The sequence below is a fragment of the Desulfobulbus propionicus DSM 2032 genome, assembly GCF_000186885.1.
Taxonomy (GTDB): Bacteria; Desulfobacterota; Desulfobulbia; order Desulfobulbales; family Desulfobulbaceae; genus Desulfobulbus; species Desulfobulbus propionicus.
Genome location: NC_014972.1, coordinates 1,310,654 through 1,326,639, shown reverse-complemented (window position 1 = coordinate 1,326,639; position 15,986 = coordinate 1,310,654). Strand labels below are relative to the sequence as shown.

11 protein-coding genes and 2 pseudogenes are annotated in these 15,986 nt (G+C 61.3%); 10 read left to right on the top strand and 3 right to left on the bottom strand.

Features of this window, described 5'->3' with window-relative positions:
* Nucleotides 1-152 precede the first annotated feature (152 nt).
* The 4 genes from DESPR_RS05815 to DESPR_RS05800 all read left to right on the top strand — a co-directional run bounded on the left by DESPR_RS05815 (nt 153) and on the right by DESPR_RS05800 (nt 4,788).
* Complete coding sequence (locus DESPR_RS05815) at nt 153-1,583, top strand: nicotinate phosphoribosyltransferase (protein ID WP_015723882.1); 1,431 nt, start codon at nt 153-155, stop codon at nt 1,581-1,583.
* Entirely contained in the window at nt 1,580-2,179 is a 600-nt protein-coding gene (gene pncA, locus DESPR_RS05810; RefSeq protein ID WP_015723881.1) for a bifunctional nicotinamidase/pyrazinamidase, read from the top strand. Before DESPR_RS05815 ends, pncA begins: the two co-directional genes overlap by 4 nt.
* 82 nt (nt 2,180-2,261) lie before the next feature.
* Nucleotides 2,262-4,094, top strand: a complete 1,833-nt coding sequence (locus DESPR_RS05805) for an SLC13 family permease (RefSeq protein WP_015723880.1) — start codon at nt 2,262-2,264, stop codon at nt 4,092-4,094.
* A 151-nt stretch (nt 4,095-4,245) separates the two neighbouring features.
* The gene (locus tag DESPR_RS05800) at nt 4,246-4,788 is read left to right on the top strand and encodes a flavin reductase family protein (protein ID WP_015723879.1); all 543 of its coding nucleotides are present in this window, start codon (nt 4,246-4,248) and stop codon (nt 4,786-4,788) included.
* A 323-nt stretch (nt 4,789-5,111) separates the two neighbouring features.
* On the opposite strand, the gene DESPR_RS05795 is transcribed toward DESPR_RS05800, so the two are convergent.
* Together DESPR_RS05795 and DESPR_RS19280 are read right to left on the bottom strand one after the other, a co-directional pair.
* A complete protein-coding gene (locus tag DESPR_RS05795; protein WP_043769719.1) occupies nt 5,112-5,519 on the bottom strand; it encodes a hypothetical protein in 408 nt (135 codons plus the stop codon).
* A 231-nt stretch (nt 5,520-5,750) separates the two neighbouring features.
* Nucleotides 5,751-5,816: pseudogene (locus DESPR_RS19280) on the bottom strand (zinc-ribbon domain-containing protein); the annotation flags it as partial.
* 479 nt (nt 5,817-6,295) lie between these two features.
* Between DESPR_RS19280 and DESPR_RS05790 the strand changes: the two are divergent.
* A pseudogene (locus DESPR_RS05790) lies at nt 6,296-6,831 on the top strand (REP-associated tyrosine transposase).
* A 278-nt stretch (nt 6,832-7,109) separates the two neighbouring features.
* On the opposite strand, the gene DESPR_RS05785 reads toward DESPR_RS05790, so the two are convergent.
* On the bottom strand, nt 7,110-7,898 hold the full coding sequence (locus DESPR_RS05785) for a TSUP family transporter (protein WP_015723877.1): 789 nt from the start codon (nt 7,896-7,898) through the stop codon (nt 7,110-7,112).
* A 521-nt stretch (nt 7,899-8,419) separates the two neighbouring features.
* Here DESPR_RS05785 and DESPR_RS05780 point away from each other — a divergent pair.
* The 5 genes from DESPR_RS05780 (at nt 8,420) to DESPR_RS05760 (ending at nt 15,894) form a co-directional block, all read left to right on the top strand.
* A complete protein-coding gene (locus DESPR_RS05780; RefSeq protein WP_015723876.1) occupies nt 8,420-10,327 on the top strand; it encodes a cytochrome c3 family protein in 1,908 nt (635 codons plus the stop codon).
* Between the two features lie 139 nt (nt 10,328-10,466).
* Nucleotides 10,467-10,883, top strand: a complete 417-nt coding sequence (gene arfB / locus DESPR_RS05775) for an alternative ribosome rescue aminoacyl-tRNA hydrolase ArfB (RefSeq protein WP_015723875.1) — start codon at nt 10,467-10,469, stop codon at nt 10,881-10,883.
* A gap of 75 nt (nt 10,884-10,958) precedes the next feature.
* On the top strand, nt 10,959-13,421 hold the full coding sequence (locus DESPR_RS05770) for a helix-turn-helix domain-containing protein (RefSeq protein ID WP_015723874.1): 2,463 nt from the start codon (nt 10,959-10,961) through the stop codon (nt 13,419-13,421).
* A 207-nt stretch (nt 13,422-13,628) separates the two neighbouring features.
* The gene (locus DESPR_RS05765; RefSeq protein WP_015723873.1) at nt 13,629-14,420 is read left to right on the top strand and encodes a caspase family protein; all 792 of its coding nucleotides are present in this window, start codon (nt 13,629-13,631) and stop codon (nt 14,418-14,420) included.
* A 127-nt stretch (nt 14,421-14,547) separates the two neighbouring features.
* Entirely contained in the window at nt 14,548-15,894 is a 1,347-nt protein-coding gene (locus DESPR_RS05760; protein ID WP_015723872.1) for an alginate export family protein, read from the top strand.
* Nucleotides 15,895-15,986: the final 92 nt, after the last annotated feature.

Below are 15,986 nucleotides of genomic sequence, written 5' to 3'. Positions count from 1 at the left end.
CGGGAACAACCGCGCCGGAACGTGCCCCATGGCTCGCCCGGCGCGGCTCCCCTTCCGGGGAAATCGCTTGCGGCCGCCCGGATTTTGCACTATCAAAAAAGCTGGTTGTCCACCCGGGAACCATCGACCGCCCTCCTCACCCGGAGCATCCCATGCGCATCTCTCCCCTGCTCACCGATCTGTACGAACTGACCATGCTCGCCGGCTACCTGGAAGAAGGGATGGCCGACAAGCAGGCGGTGTTCGATCTCTATTTCCGCACCAATCCCTTCGAGGGCGGCTATGCGATCTTCGCCGGCCTCGCTCCGGCCCTGGATTGCCTGGAGCAGTTGCGCTTCACCGAAGAGGAGATCGGCTACCTGGCCAGCCTGCACCTGTTCAAGCCCAGATTTCTTGAGTATCTACGCACCTTTCGTTTCTGTGGCACGGTGGTGGCTCCACTTGAGGGCAGCGTGGTCTTTGCCAACGAGCCGCTGCTGACCGTGTCCGGCACCCTGACCGAGGTGCAGCTGGTGGAGACCGTACTGCTCAATAGCATCAACTTCCAGACCCTGGTGGCCACCAAGGCGGCGCGTATTTGCTCGGCCGCGGGCGATGGCGAGGTGATCGAATTCGGTCTGCGCCGCGCCCAGGGACCGGACGGCGGCCTGTCCGCCTCGCGGGCCGCCTGCATCGGCGGCGCCAAGGGGACGAGCAACGTGCTCGCGGGCATGGACTTTGGCTTGCCGGTGCGCGGCACCCACGCCCACAGCTGGGTGCAGTCCTTCCCCGACGAACTGACCGCCTTCCGCGCCTATGCCGACGCCTTCCCGGACAGCAGCGTCCTGCTGGTCGATACCTACGACACCCTCACAAGCGGCCTGCCCAACGCCATCACCGTGGCTCGCGAGCTGCACGCGCGGGGCCACAACCTGCGCGGCATCCGCCTTGATTCCGGCGACCTGGCCTACCTGTCGCGTGAGGCCCGGCGGATGCTCGACGCGGCGGGCTTCCCGGAGGTGCGCATCCTTGCCTCCAACGAACTCGACGAATGGGTGATCGAATCGATCCGCAACGAGGGCGGCCGGGTGGACATCTACGGCGTCGGCACCAAACTGGCCACTGCCTCCGGCCCCGGCGGCGTGGCCCTGGGCGGGGTGTACAAACTGGTGGCCATCGACGGCCAGCCCAAGATGAAGCGCACCAGCGACCTGGCCAAGGCTACCCTGCCCGGAGCCAAGCGGGTGCTGCGCGCCGTCGGCCCGGAAGGCAGCTATCTCCAGGATCTGGTCTGCCTCGAAGACGATGCGGTGACCGGCGGCACCACCGTCTATGACCCGACCAACCCCCTGCGCCACACCACCCTGCCGCCGTGCCGGCTGGTCGATCTGCGCCAGGTGGTCATGGAGCGCGGACAACGGCTGCTGGCCGAGGAACCGATCGAGACCATGGCCGAGCGCTGCCGCCGCGATCTGGCGTTGCTGCCCCAGGGCTGCCGCCGCTTCGTCAATCCGCACCGCTACAAGGTGTCGATTTCACCACAACTAAAAGCATTGCGTTGTCGCCTGATCGAGGCGATGAATGCGGGCAGGAGGCAGGCATGAACCACAACAGCACCCCCAAGGCCGCGTTGATCGTGGTGGATGTGCAGAACGATTTCTGTCCGGGCGGGGCATTGGCCGTGCCCGATGGCGACCGGGTGGTGGAACCGCTCAACCGGGCGGCGGCGGCCTTTGCTGCCGCCGGGCTGCCCGTCGTGGCCACCCGCGACTGGCACCCGCCGCATACCGGTCATTTTCAGCCCTTTGGCGGCCTATGGCCGGTGCACTGCGTCCAGAACACACCGGGCGCCGAATTTCATCCGGGCCTGCGCCTGCCCGCCGACACCATTCTTCTCTTCAAGGGCATTGACGAACAGCTGGACGGCTACTCGGCCTTCGACGGCGTGGACGATGCCGGCACCGTGCTGGCCGATCTTGTGCGCCAACTTGGCGTCGGCCACCTCTACATTGGCGGCCTGGCCACCGACTACTGCGTGCGCGCCACGGTCCTCGATGCCCGCCTGCGCGGCCTGGCGGTCACCGTGCTCATTGACGCCGTGGCCGGGGTCGATCTCCAGCCGGGCGACAGCGAACGGGCCCTCGCAGAGATACGCGCCGCCGGGGCCCAGACATGCCGGGTGGAGGAACTGACGCTGTAGCGCTGGTTCCCTCCCGTGCGGCCGGCCGGCCAACGGCTCCGGCTCCACCGTTTCCCCTCCCCCTTTGATCACGCAACCATTCATGATCCATCCCGACCTGCTCATCTCCGTGGCCACCCTGGCGGGCGCGGCCGTTCTCCTCGTCTCCAACCGCATCCGCGGCGACCTGGTCGCCCTGCTGGTGGTGCTGACTCTGCTGCTCTCCGGCGTGCTCGATGTCGGCGAATCGCTCTCCGGGTTTTCCAACCCGGTGGTGATCATCATCGCCTGCATGTTCATCGTCAGCGAGGCCATCGTCCACACCGGCATTGCCCAGCGGCTGGGCGAGGCGGTACTCGATCGCGGCGGCGCCAGCGAAAGCAGGCTGCTGATGCTGCTCATGGGCGCCTCCAGCCTGGTGGGCTCGTTCATGAGTTCCACCGCCACCGCCGCCATCTTCATCCCCATCACCATGGCGGTGGCGGAAAAGGCGGACATCAACCACAAGCGGCTGCTCATTCCCCTGGCGGCCGCCTCGCTGATCAGCGGCATGATGACCCTGGTGGCCACCACGCCCAACATCGTGGTCAACAACGTGCTCCGCGAGCGTGGCCAGGAGCCGCTGTCCTTCTTCAGCTTCACCCCTTTCGGCCTGGTCATTCTCGCCCTGGCCATCGGCTTCATGCTGCTGTGGGGCCGCCATCTGCTCGCCGCCCGGCGAACCACGGTCAAACGCAGACAGGAACGCTCCATCGAGGACCTGCTCCACCGCTACGGCATCGACCAGCGCGTGTCCCTGCTGCGGGTCACCGCCAAATCCGACCTGATCGACCGCTCCGTGGCCCGGATGCAGTTGGGCGCCCACCACCACATCAACCTCATTGCCCTGCACACCATCACCGACAGCGGCCGGGCCATTGTCCCCGCCCGTCCGGAGAGCGTTTTTCACGCCGACGACCTGCTGGTGGTCATCGGCACGCCGGCCCGGATCGCCGAATTTGCCGCCGCCTTTTTCCTCGAAACCATGGAGCTGCCCGACGATCCGGCCCTGCGCAGAAATTTTTTTCAGGTGATCGGCGTGGGCGAGGTGATGCTCACCCCGGACTCCACCCTGATCGGCAAGTCGATCCGCGAAATCCGTTTCTACTCCCAGTTCCAGTGCCAGGTGCTGGCCATCCGCCGCAAGGGCGCGACCCTGACCACCCATTTCGCCGACCAGCCGCTCAAATTCGGCGATGTGCTCTTGATGGGCGGAGCGTGGGACGACATCCTCCGCTTGCGCCGGCATCGCGACCAATACCTGCTGCTCACCCTGCCCCAGGACTACCACGAGGTGATCGCGGCCCGCGACCGGGCACCCATCGCCCTGGGGATTCTCGCGGTCATGGTCGGCCTGATGGTCTTTGACCTGCTGCCCACGGTCACCGCCGTCCTCGGCGCCACCGCGGCCCTGATCCTCACCCGCTGCGTCCAGGCCGATAGCTGCTACAAGGCGATCGACTGGCAGACCATCGTCCTCATCGCCGGCATCCTGCCCCTGGCCCTGGCCCTGGAGAAGACCGGCGCCATTGCCCTGGTTTCGCAGACCCTGCTCGCCCTGGTCGGCAACAGTCCGCCGCTGTTGGTGCTGGCCATCCTGTTCGTGCTCACCGCGCTGGTCGGCCTGTTTCTCTCCAATACCCCGACCGCGGTGCTGGTGGCGCCGATGGCGGTCGATATCGGTCTGGCCATGAACGTCTCGCCCCAGGCCTGCGCCATGACCGTGGCCATCGCCTGCTCGGCCGCCTTTGTCTCGCCGCTGGGCTCGCCGGTCAACATGATCGTCCGCGAACCGGGTGGCTACCAATTTGCCGACTACGCCAAGGTGGGCGTGCCCCTGCTGGCCCTGGCCCTGCTGGCCACGATCCTGCTCGCCTGGGTGTTCTACCTGCGCTGATGTGCCGCTTGTCGTTGCGTTTCGTGTTTGCAGACGACCGACACAGCGGTATGGTTCGAACATAGGGGAAGCGTCCGGGAATGTTTTCCTGACGGACAAAAAGACAGGAGTCGGATGATCCCGATCACGTCGATACCCGAACGGAGAGAACATGGAAAGTCTGCAACTAAGCCGGGCATTTACGCTCGTGGAGCCGGGTCCGGTGGTCTTGGTGACAACGAATGACGGCAACAAAGACAACGTCATGACCATCTCGTGGACCATGGTCCTTGATTTTGCCGCAGAGTTTGCCCTGACCACCGGGCCATGGAACTTTTCCTACACGGCCCTGCAGGAATCAAAGGAGTGTGTCCTTGCCATCCCAACCGTGGACCTGATTGACACCGTTGTCGGCGTGGGCACATGCTCGGGAGCTGACACGGATAAGTTCACGAAGTTCAACCTCACCCGTCTGCCAGCCCAGCATGTTCGGGCACCACTCATCCAGGAGTGCCTCGCAAATATCGAATGCCGAGTGGTCGATATCCTGACGCCCTACAACATCGTCGTGCTGCGAGGAATCGCGGCCTACGTTGACAATGCTCGCGCGGAGAAGAGAATGCTCCATGCCGTGGGCGACGGCACCTTTAGAGTCGATGGCCAAACTATCGAGAGAAAGCAGATGATGCGGGACAAGCTTCCCAGTGGAATCTAGGAATTGCTCGATAAGGAGGGGCTGGTCATTCATTCCCGATACTGAATGCACGCAAGCCCATTTGCATGACGCAAAGGGGATAAACGGTTTCTGGTTATCCTCCAAAACCGCATGAGAACCAGGGAGCGAAAACCTAAAAAAGTAAATCGTGAACCTTCAAGCTGGAAACACTGAGTGATAACCAGAAACGGGATAACGCCTGAGTTAAGCCGACTTGCGTAGTGGAGGCAAAAGCGTGGCAAGCTGTTTCTGCCACGCTTTTGCCGTAACGAAGCAAGTTCGGCTTGAACGAATTGTTAGGCCCACCCGCGGTGATGCAAGAATCACTGCTTGCCCTTGTACTTGGCCTCACTGAAATCGCTAACGTCAAACTCGAATACGGGCGCCCCCTCTTGGTACACCTCAGCTGAGATACGTACCCGCTTGGCCTTGAGCATGTTTGAGACAAAGCGCGAGTAGTTACGGATGAAAACTGACTCAGTACTATTGTCTGCAGGGCCTACACCAGCGTAAGTCACCGCTTTCTGATCGTCGAAGCGCACGAGAACATTGCAATCCTCGTAAGAGCGGCAAAGAAACTGCCCGCGCTCAATGCCGAGAATGATGTCTTTTCCGTGACGAGGATGGGTGCGCAAAGTAAGTGTTCCATGCTGAGGCCCGCCATACGGCGAATCAAACAGCACTACATTTGTGCTTGTTACCTGAGCCAGCAGAGTTGTGCCTTTGCCCATCGGGTCTTCGTCTTGGCCGTAGCGCCATTGTGACCCTGGGGCGGGAGGAGGAGGCGGGGTTGGCGCCGCTGCCGGCTTTGCAGTAGCTGACGATGAGCTTGCAGAGGTTGCTGACGTTGAAGGCGAGCTCGTATCAGAACGGCTGCATTGTCCGACAATTGCGACAAAAACGAAGAATCCGAGAACGCCAAGAACAACCTTGGCACAGCCAGAGGTTCGCACTTGTTTTGCGCCACATTTGGGGCATGCGTCAGCAGTGGTACTGATCTCGGTTCCGCACTCCTTACACTTTGTCATCGCCATGAAGTTCCCCCTTACTTACAGTTTGCGATTTTGCCCGGTGATGGGCCTAACAAGTTATTCTGCTGATCTGTATAACATCTAGATTTGCAGAGCGGGCCGGGATGAGTTTTTCGTGCCGGCATTCCTCTGCCCTTGCGTTTAAGGCCGATATCATGGCTTACTTACTAGTATTTATAAAGATTGTCATTGACAAATCGATGGTTTTTGAATACCCGCTTTTCTGTATATCCTTCCATTTGGAAGGATAACCCGTCTTCGAGATTCCCTATGATTTCAATTCCCGCTACATTACTGACTCGTTTCGAGGAGTGTCTTTTCGCCCACAACATTGCCGACACGTATCACATCCATTACAAAAAGTGGCTCCGTTTCTATCTGGATTTTTGTGAGAAATACCTGGTTGAGCAAGGTAGCAAGGTAGGTTGGGGTGAGGCACGAACCCCAACATTGTGTCGTAAAACCGGAGGAATGCAATGCGATACCGGCGCGCGCGGGTTGATGGCGGCACCTTTTTTTCACCGTGAATCTTGCGGAACGACACCGGTCCCTGTTGGTGGAATACATTGACGTCCTTCGTCAGGTTGTCGGCGTGGTAAAAGAACGACATCCCTTCACCATCGACGCCATGGTGGTGTTACCCGAACATCTGCATGCGATGTGGACGCTACCACCAGGGGACACGGACTACCCCGGACGGTGGATGCTCATCAAAGCAGGATTCTCGCGGTATATCCCCCAAGGGGAACGCCGGAACGCCAGCCGGACGAGCAAAGAAGAACGCGGCATCTGGCAACGCCGGTATTGGGAACATCTCATCCGAGACGAAGGAGACTTTGCCAGACATGTGGAGTACATCCATTTCAATCCGGTGAAACATGGCCATGCGACCCGTGCTGCGGATTGGCCGTATTCAAGCATCCACCGTTATGTCGCGGCGGGGATGATTGATGGCGATTGGGGCGGTGGAATTTGCGACAACGAAAGAAGGGGCTATGGCGAAAGAGAATGATGGTGTTGGGGTTCGTTCCTCACCCCAACCTACCGGGCTCGGGTGGGCTGATCCGTGTTATTGTCGATTTTTGATCAGTCCGTATCCCCCACGCTTCTCCTGACCACAAACGACCATGCCGACCGTCCCCACCAAGCCTACCCTGGCGGCCTGCAAGCGGCGGCTGGAGAGCAAAACGCGTCATGCAGGCACCAAGGCCCTGGGCCGCAAACCTGAATAGCGGACCTTGCCGCTGGGCGGCAACGGACGATTGTTCCCGTGCGCCAGCGTGGAAACAATCAAAGCACTCCCGCCAGCAGGGCAATTGAAATCCCCAAAAGCAAGGTTCCGGTGATGGTTTGGATGGTGCGCATGGTGAGTGTATGCAGATACCGTTTACCGATGAGAACGCCGGCAAAGGCGGTCAGGCAACCGACCGCGATCATTGACCATTGGTGGCGGTCAAAGGCGTCACCTGTTCCGGTCAGGAAAAAGACCGAACCATAGACCGCGATTCGGGCCAGATCGACCAGGAAGCCGATGAGGGCATTGGTGCCGACAAAGGCTTGAGGCGAGATCCCGACCTTGGTGAGAAACGCGGAGCGCAAGGCCCCCTGATGTCCCGAGAATCCGCCGAAAAACCCTGACAGCAGTCCGCCGAGGACGAGATATTTGCGGTCAACGCGCAGGCTCCGCAATTTTGGCACCAATTCAAACAACGCAAAGACGAACATCAGTGTGCCCATGGTCAGCTTGACCGGGGTGATGATGGCGATTCGCGACCCGATGGCATAGCTGAAGATCGCGCCGAAATGGGCGACATAGCCAAGTGTCGCTGCCCCGGCAAAGGCGGCGACCACGGCCGGAATGCCGAAACGGAGCACCAGGTCTCTGTCCGCATGCTGGCCGACAATGGCCACCTTGAGGATATTGTTGGCCCCGTGCACCAAAGCGGTTGCCCCCACCGCCACCTCCACCGGAACAAAGAGAGCGAATACCGGCAGGAGCAAGGTCCCCAAGCCAAATCCCGAATACAGGGTCAACCCGGAGGCCAGGAAAGCGCAAAGGGCGATGATCAAATAGTCCATGATTCGATCCTTTCTGTATGGTTCTCTGTCTTCGCCGCAGTGATCGGCTTCAAGATGTCACATGCTGACCCGGCAATGCCCGATGGCCCACATTGCTTTCCCCCTTTGTGGTGATACGCAACAAGGGCCTTGCCCTCCCCTCTTTTTCCTGGTCGGATTCGCTGCGCCACCCGTCTGGTTTCAAGAGAACACAAGATGGCTTGATGTCAAGGTATCTTTCGAAATTTCCATAAAAAAATAGATTGACTTCGATACGATCATTTGTAATTTTGCCTTATTGTTTGAGCATCCAAAAGGTAAACAAAGGGGGGCTGCACGTGAATACTCTCTCCCGGTCCGTGAACGCGCTCTGCAATTCCCCCTTATGCACCGACCGTGACACACGGCGGGAGAGTCCATCCCCTCATCCATTTTTTCCCACTGACCTTTCCTCCACGCTGCACCCCCCCATGAACAAAGGCCGCGCTGACGGTTCGATTTGTTTGTGGTTCGCCCCATCCCTTCTTGCAGGAGGTGCCCAGATGAAACATTGGTACAGAATCGTGTCGTATTTTGTCATGAGCTTGGGAGTGTTGCTCCTGGCGGGCAGGCCACTGATGGCCGGCACCACCATAAGCGGCGTTGTCAAGGATGCATCGAAACACGTCGTGCCCAAGGCTACCGTCTATCTGATTCCAGCCACAGACGTGGCGGCAATGGCGAAAACCCCGCTGGAGGTCAAAAAAAATGCCGCTAATGATGAACCGCTGGAGGACAATCTAGCGGCCAACAAAGATACCTACAAAAAAGGAGTCTCCGACAAGCAGGGCAAATTCAAGATTGCCGACGTCGCCGAGGCAAAATACTTCCTTTACGTCGTCCCGGCGGATGCGACCTATCTGCCCGGTGGCAACAAGGCTGATGTCGCCATCTCCCCTAAAGCGTTGAAGGGGAAGCCGGTCGAAATTCTTCTTTCGGGCAATACCCCCGCAGGTGCCACCTTCGTGGGCACGACCAGTTGCCTCAACTGCCACAAGGATTATGCCACCGAAAAGATGACCCTCCATAAACTAGGCATCCGAGTTGCCGGCAAGGACAGCAAACTCCAGGATTCTTCGCGGTTTGTTGAAATCGACAACGGTCTCAACATTCTCAAGGCTGGAGCAACCTTCTATTTCTTTGATTTTGACAAGGAACGCGGATTCGACAAGTACAAGGTCGCCCGAGAAATGCCGAAAGATCCCACTACCGCCAGCCTGAGCGCCACCTTCTCCGCCGACGACAAGGGACACGTCAAGATCAAGATGCAGAATCTGAAGGATCCATCCGATCCCCCTCGGGAGTATCCGGTGGAACTGACCTACGGCGGAGGTCTCTATAAACAGCGTTATCTCCTGCACGTTGGCAAGAGCCTCTATCCGTTCCTGCAGTACAACGAGCACGGCAAGGATGAGTACGGTAACCGGACGCGGAAGCAGTTCAGGGACTACCATGCGGACTGGTTCTTCAACGAGGAAACCAAGAAACTCACCGACCCTCCTATCGCCAAGTCCTTTGAAAAGGAATGCGCCTCCTGCCACTATACCGGATACAGTCTCACCAAACTGGATTCTGGGGAGTACATCGCCGGCGCGGTCAATGATCCGAACGGCGAGGCAGACATCGACGGCGACGGCGTGCCCAACGAACTGAACATCGGCTGCGAGTCCTGTCACGGTGCCGGATCGGCCCACGTCAAGGCACCGGCCGCGAAAAAAGCTGCCACCATTGTCAGTCCCGGTAAACTGGCTTCAGAAAGGGCCTCGGTCATCTGCGGCCAATGCCATTCTCGGCCCCAGGGTTTCCTCAACAATGACCAGCCGGTCAACAAGGACAACAAGATGATGGCTCCGGGCATCAGTCGGAACGAGTATCTGGTCAACTTCACCACCCGTGAGGATGCCTCGCCCAAGGATGTGTGGGAATCCCATTCCAAGTCGCATCATCAGCAGTATCTCGACTTTATCCGTTCGACAAAATACCGCAACGCTGAGCAGATCCTAAGCTGCACCACCTGTCACGATCCTCATGGCGGGTCAGCGTTCAAGCATCAGATGCGCCAGGATGCGGTCACGCCGGGAAGCACCTACTGTCAGAGCTGCCATACCGCGCAGAAGGATATGGCCAAGCATACCGAGAACGCCGTGGGCATGGCGCACGGACCGGAAACCAAGATCACCTGCACCAACTGCCATCAGTTCAAGACGGCCCAAACCGGAGCAGGCTTCGGCAAAGGACTGGTGACGGCCGATGGCAAGAACTATTGGGAAAACGACATCACTTCCCACCTGCTCATCGTCCCCCGCAAGGACAACAAGTATGTGAAGGGCGTGGACCCGGACAAGGCCATGCCCATCCCGTACACGAACTCCTGCGGGATCTCCTGTCATGACCCGAACAGCCTGAAATAAACAGATCGGAAATCAAGGAAAGGGGCTTGCAAAAGCCCCTTTTGTTTTTTGCGGCATTGTTGTACCAATCGCGACCAGCAATATTCGATTCAGCTCACCGGCTCCCTACTGGTTCCAGTTCACATTTGTTGAGACACCCATGCCGACCATCCCCATCACCCCCACCCTGAGCATCGACGCCGCCGAGATCGAGCTGACCGCCATCCGTGCCCAGGGCTCGGGCGGACAGAACGTCAACAAGGTGAGCAACGCCGTGCATCTCCGTTTCGATATCCGCGCCTCGTCGCTGCCGGAAACGATCAAGGCCCGCTTGCTCGCCCTGCACGACCAGCGCCTCACCGAGGACGGGGTGCTGGTGATCAAGGCCCAGGAGTTTCGCAGCCTGGAGAAGAACCGGGAGGCCGCCGTGGAACGGTTGCTCGAACTGATCCGTGCCGCGGGCGCCACCCGCAAAAAACGGCGGCCCACCAAGCCCACCTTGGCGGCGCGCAAGCGGCGGCTGGAAAGCAAAACGCGTCATGCGCGCACCAAGGCCCTGCGCCGCAAACCTGAATGAGGCGGGCCTTGCCGCTGGCTGGCAAATGGGGTAGAGTGCCCGCTTCGTTGTCCACCCCTGCCCTCCTGAGCATCGATGAGCCCTCCCAACCCCGAACTGCACCTGGCGCACGCCTTTGTCGAGCACACCAACTGCTGCCTGTTTCTCACCGGCAAGGCGGGCACCGGCAAGACCACCTTCCTCCACCAGATCAAACAGCAGACCCACAAGCGGCTGGTGGTGACCGCGCCCACCGGGGTGGCGGCGATCAATGCCGGCGGCGTTACCCTCCACTCCTTTTTCCAGCTACCCTTTGGCCCCTTTCTCCCCGGCACCGAGCTGCACGGCGGCCGGCACCGGGTCAGCCGGGAAAAACGCAACATCATCAACAGCCTCGATCTGCTGGTGATCGACGAAATCAGCATGGTGCGGGCCGATCTGCTCGACGGGGTCGATACGGTATTGCGCCGCTACCGCCGCTCCGAGCTGCCCTTTGGCGGCGTGCAGCTGCTGATGATCGGCGACCTGCATCAGTTGCCGCCGGTGGTCAAGGAGGACGAATGGCAGCTGCTCGCCGGCCAGTACGCCTCGCCCTACTTCTTCAGCAGCCGGGCGCTCTCGCGGCTTGAACTGATCCCGATCGAACTTAAACACATCTACCGCCAGTCGGATGGCCGCTTCATCGACCTGCTCAATCGGGTGCGCGACAACCGCCTCGACGCGGCCAGCCTGGCGACGCTCAACAGCCGCTTTCGGCCCGATTTCTCCCCGCAGGAGGCCGAGGGGGTCATCACCCTGTGCACCCACAACAACAGCGCCGACGCCATCAACCACAAGAGGCTCGACGCCCTGCCCGGTTCCAGCCGTTGCTTTGAGGCCGGGGTCGAGGGCAGCTTTCCCGAATACGCCTTCCCCACCGCCGCCAGTCTGGAGCTGAAGGTGGGGGCGCAGGTGATGTTCGTGCGCAACGACACCTCACCAGAAAAACGCTATTTCAACGGCAAGATCGGCACCATCGCCCATCTCGGCCGCGACACCATCCGGGTCGACTGTCCGGGCGAGCCCGAGACCATCGAGGTCAAGCCGGTCACCTGGGAGAACATTGAATACCGGGTCGATGCCGACACCGCCGAGATCTCGCCCAAGGTGGTGGGCAGCTTCAACCAGGTGCCGCTCAAGCCGGCCTGGGCCATCACCATCCACAAGAGCCAGGGCCTGACCTTTGACCGGGCGGTGATCGACGCCCAGGACGCCTTTGCCCACGGCCAGGTCTATGTGGCCCTGAGCCGCTGCCGCACCTTCGAGGGGCTGGTGCTGAGTTCGCCGATTGTCGCCAACGCCATCCGCACCGATCCGGCGGTGCTCGATTTCGTCGCCGCCATCGAAAGCCAGGCCCCCACCGAGGCCACCCTGCAAACGGCCAAGATCCGCTATCAGCAGCAGCTGCTCGACCAGTGCTACGATTTCCAAACCCTGGCCCGGCTGCTCGGCCGGCTGGTGGGGCTGGTGCGCGGCAACGCGAGCATCGTGACGATAACGGCCGGGGCCGATCTGTTCGACGTGCAGCGCACGACCCAGGAAGCGATCTGCACCGTGGGCGACAACTTCCGCCGCCAGCTGCGCACCCTGTTTCAGGCGGACAAGGAACCCGCCAGGGACCCGGTCATCCGCGAACGGCTGGCCAAGGCGGCGGGCTATTTCCGCGAGCAGTTCGATACCGTGCTCAAACCCTGCGTCGACGGACTGGAGGTGGAATCGGACAACAAGGAGGTGCGCAAGCGGATCAATGAGGTGATCAAACAGCTCCGGCAGGAGTGCGCGGCCAAGCTGGCGGCCATCGTCGCCTGCGGCGAGGATTTTTCCCCGGGCCGTTACCTCCGCGCCCTGTCGGCCGCGCTCCTGGAGGCGGACCAGCGTCCGGACAAATCCACCTCGATCTACACCGAGGCCGATGTCGGCCACCCGGAGCTGTTCCGCCAACTGCGGCACTGGCGCGCCGAGCGGGCCAAGGCGGCCAATATTGCCCCGTTTCAGGTGCTGCACCAGAAGACCCTCATCCAGATCGCGGTCCACCTGCCCGACAGCCTCAAGGCACTGCGAACGATCAAGGGCGTCGGCGCCAAGCTGGCCGAGAAATACGGTGCCGAGATCGTGGCCCTGGTGAACGCGTATCGCAGCGAGCACCGCATCGACAGCGTCACCCTGCCCCTTCCCCACAGCATCGGTCCCACCGGCGAGCGGAAAAAGGCGGGCAAACGGGAAGACACCAAGAAGACCAGCCTGGAAATGCTGCGGGATGGCCTCTCCATCGCCGAGATCGCCGCCCAGCGCGGCCTGACCACCCAGACCGTCGAGGGCCACCTGGCCTACTTCATCAAGGCGGGCGAGCTCGCCATCGACGGCCTGTTGCCCAAGGAACGGCTGCGCGAGCTCGAAGAGCGGCTCGCCACCGTGCAGGCCGGCTCGCTCAAGGCCGTGAAGGAGGCCCTGGGCGACGACTACACCTACGGCGAAATCAACCTGGTGTTGGCCCATCTGCAGCATCGGGAAGGTCCCTGATTCGCTCGACGCGGCTCCCGGCCACGACCAAGCAAAACCACCTTTCCCCCTGCCAAGGCTTTCGGGAAAATACTGAAAAAGCCTTGACTTACACCATCATCTCACGTAAAAATCAGCACTGACGCCGGCATCGATTCAGAACGCCGCCCGCGCCTCTCCACCCTGCGCAAGGAGTCTTTCCCCCACCCACCCCTTCAGGAGGCTACCATGAGCAAAAAAGCACTGTGCATCGGCATCAACGACTATCCCGGCACCCAAAACGATCTCTCCGGCTGCGTCAACGACGCCAACGACTGGGCCGCCGAATTGACCGCGCGCGGCTTCACGGTCGACAAACTGCTCGACGCCGCCGCCACCAAGGCGGCCATGGTCGCGGCCATCGGTGGTCTGATCGACGGCGCGGCCAAGGGCGACAGCCTGATCTTCACCTATTCCGGCCACGGCACCTGGGTACCGGACAGGAGCGGCGACGAACCCGACGGTCGCGACGAGGCCCTCTGCCCCCATGATCTGGCCACCAAGGGCGCCCTGCTTGACGACGACATCCACGCCCTGTTCAGCCGCCGCAAGGCAGGGGTGCGCATCGTGCTCATCTCCGACAGCTGTCATTCGGGCTCGGTGACCCGGGGTTCCGAGGAGGATATCGATCCCGGCGTGCCCCGCATCCGCTTCATGCCGCCCGAGGCATGGATGGCCAAGGAAGACCTGCCGCCGGCGCAGCTGCGCGCCGCCATCCCGCGCGGCGGCTTCACCCGGGCTGGCGGCGACCTGCTGTTGGCGGGTTGCCTGGACACCGAATACAGCTACGACACCCGCTTCAACGGCCGGCCCAACGGCGCCTTCACCTTCTACGCCCTCAAGGCCCTGCGCGAGGCCAAGCCGACCAGCTACGAAAAATGGTTCAACGCCATCCGCGCCTATCTGCCCTCGACCCGCCTGCCGCAAACGCCGCAGATCTTCGGAACGAAAACAGCGCGGCGGTTCAAGATCTTCCAATAATTGCCCGCCGGGGTCGGCCTCGAAGGCCGGTTTCGGCAACCCGTTGTTACGCGGCGCGGAGCCGGCTCTCGACCGATCGGCCCCGCGCCGCCTTCCCATCCACCTTCAACCGATCTTCAGTGCTTCCATGGACCAGGACCACATTCCCCCACGAACCACCGCCCTCGCCGCCTTGCTCGCCGCGCTCGCCTGGCCGGCAGCGCCGCTTGCCGGCGAGGGCGACACCAATCCGCTCCGCTTTTACCAAGACACGCGCGGCAGCTACCTCCAGGCCACTCTGGGCGTGGACTACGCCTACTTCAGCCAGGACAACGCCTGGTACGGCGCGGACAGGGCGAAATTCGGCACCGATATCGATTCCTGGTCGGAATCGTTGATCCGTCCCGGCCTGGAAGGGCAGGTTGTCCTGGCCAACAGCCAGTCCATCTACGGCCGGATCGACGTGGTCCAGGCCAACACCTTCGGCGGCATCGATGCCAGCTTCACCAACGCCGAGTTGGGCGATGTCAGCTGGCTGGGGATCGACAAGGCCTATCTCGGCTGGCGGTCGGGCACGCTCTTTTCTTCCCTGGGCACCGACTTCCTCGATCTCTCCTTTGGCCGTCAGATCTACACCACCGGCACCGCCTTCCTGTTCGGCAGCGAGGGCGGGGCAGGCTTCCGCCGTGCCGCCTACTACCTCGGCGGCCGCCGAAGCGCCGATTACGCGGCCATCGCCCGGATAAAAATCGGCCCCTGGTCCGGCGATCTGTTCTATTTCGAAAACAACAGCCTCTTTCCCTACAACACCAGTGCCGGCGGCGCCACGGTGGAATACGCCTTCACCCCGACCGCCACCCTCGGCGGCACGATGGCCGCCCTCGAATCCGACGTCCCCTCCCGCGACGGCATGCACCTCTTTGATCTGCGCGGCAGCGTCAAACCGTTCGAGTTGGGCCAGGGGCCGGCCGCCCTGCAGCCGCTCACATTCGCTGCCGAATTTGTCCGCGAAGACCGGGAGGACGGCATGGACGACGGCAGCGGCTGGTACGCCTCGGTCAGCTACCAGTTCGCGCAACTGCCCTGGAAGCCGGAGCTGACCTACCGCTACGCCAGTTTCGACGAAGACTACGACGTCCTCTTTTACAGCGCCGTGGACTGGGGTTCCTGGTTCCAGGGCGAGATCACCGGCGAGTACGACCTGTTCAACGAGAACCTCGACTCGCACATGCTGCGCCTCAAGCTGCAGCCAGCCGAACCGCTGACGGTCAACCTGATCCACTACGCCTTCAGCCTCCACGATGCCCAGGCCATGGGCGTGACTAGCGACGACTATGTGGACGAGTGGAACCTGATTGTCGATTGGACGGCCACCCCGCACCTGACCCTCTCCCTGGTCGGCGCCTACGCCCTGCCCGACGACGGCGCCAAGCAGCGTTTTGGCGACGACGAGAACTGGACCGCCGGGATGGTGATGGCGACGGTGCGGTATTGACCATGGCCATGCAATCACTCCACCAAGGGAGGCGGACAATCACGGCACGACCACGTTAACAATTTGCTGAACATCAATAGCACCGACACGAT

What these genes read in the sequence shown, in the direction of transcription:
- DESPR_RS05815 (WP_015723882.1), top strand. Translation starts at nt 153, where the DNA reads ATGCGCATCTCTCCCCTGCTCACCGATCTGTACGAACTGACCATGCTC.
- pncA (WP_015723881.1), top strand. Translation starts at nt 1,580, where the DNA reads ATGAACCACAACAGCACCCCCAAGGCCGCGTTGATCGTGGTGGATGTG.
- DESPR_RS05805 (WP_015723880.1), top strand. Translation starts at nt 2,262, where the DNA reads ATGATCCATCCCGACCTGCTCATCTCCGTGGCCACCCTGGCGGGCGCG.
- DESPR_RS05800 (WP_015723879.1), top strand. Translation starts at nt 4,246, where the DNA reads ATGGAAAGTCTGCAACTAAGCCGGGCATTTACGCTCGTGGAGCCGGGT.
- DESPR_RS05795 (WP_043769719.1), bottom strand. Translation starts at nt 5,519, where the DNA reads ATGGGCAAAGGCACAACTCTGCTGGCTCAGGTAACAAGCACAAATGTA.
- DESPR_RS05785 (WP_015723877.1), bottom strand. Translation starts at nt 7,898, where the DNA reads ATGGACTATTTGATCATCGCCCTTTGCGCTTTCCTGGCCTCCGGGTTG.
- DESPR_RS05780 (WP_015723876.1), top strand. Translation starts at nt 8,420, where the DNA reads ATGAAACATTGGTACAGAATCGTGTCGTATTTTGTCATGAGCTTGGGA.
- arfB (WP_015723875.1), top strand. Translation starts at nt 10,467, where the DNA reads ATGCCGACCATCCCCATCACCCCCACCCTGAGCATCGACGCCGCCGAG.
- DESPR_RS05770 (WP_015723874.1), top strand. Translation starts at nt 10,959, where the DNA reads ATGAGCCCTCCCAACCCCGAACTGCACCTGGCGCACGCCTTTGTCGAG.
- DESPR_RS05765 (WP_015723873.1), top strand. Translation starts at nt 13,629, where the DNA reads ATGAGCAAAAAAGCACTGTGCATCGGCATCAACGACTATCCCGGCACC.
- DESPR_RS05760 (WP_015723872.1), top strand. Translation starts at nt 14,548, where the DNA reads ATGGACCAGGACCACATTCCCCCACGAACCACCGCCCTCGCCGCCTTG.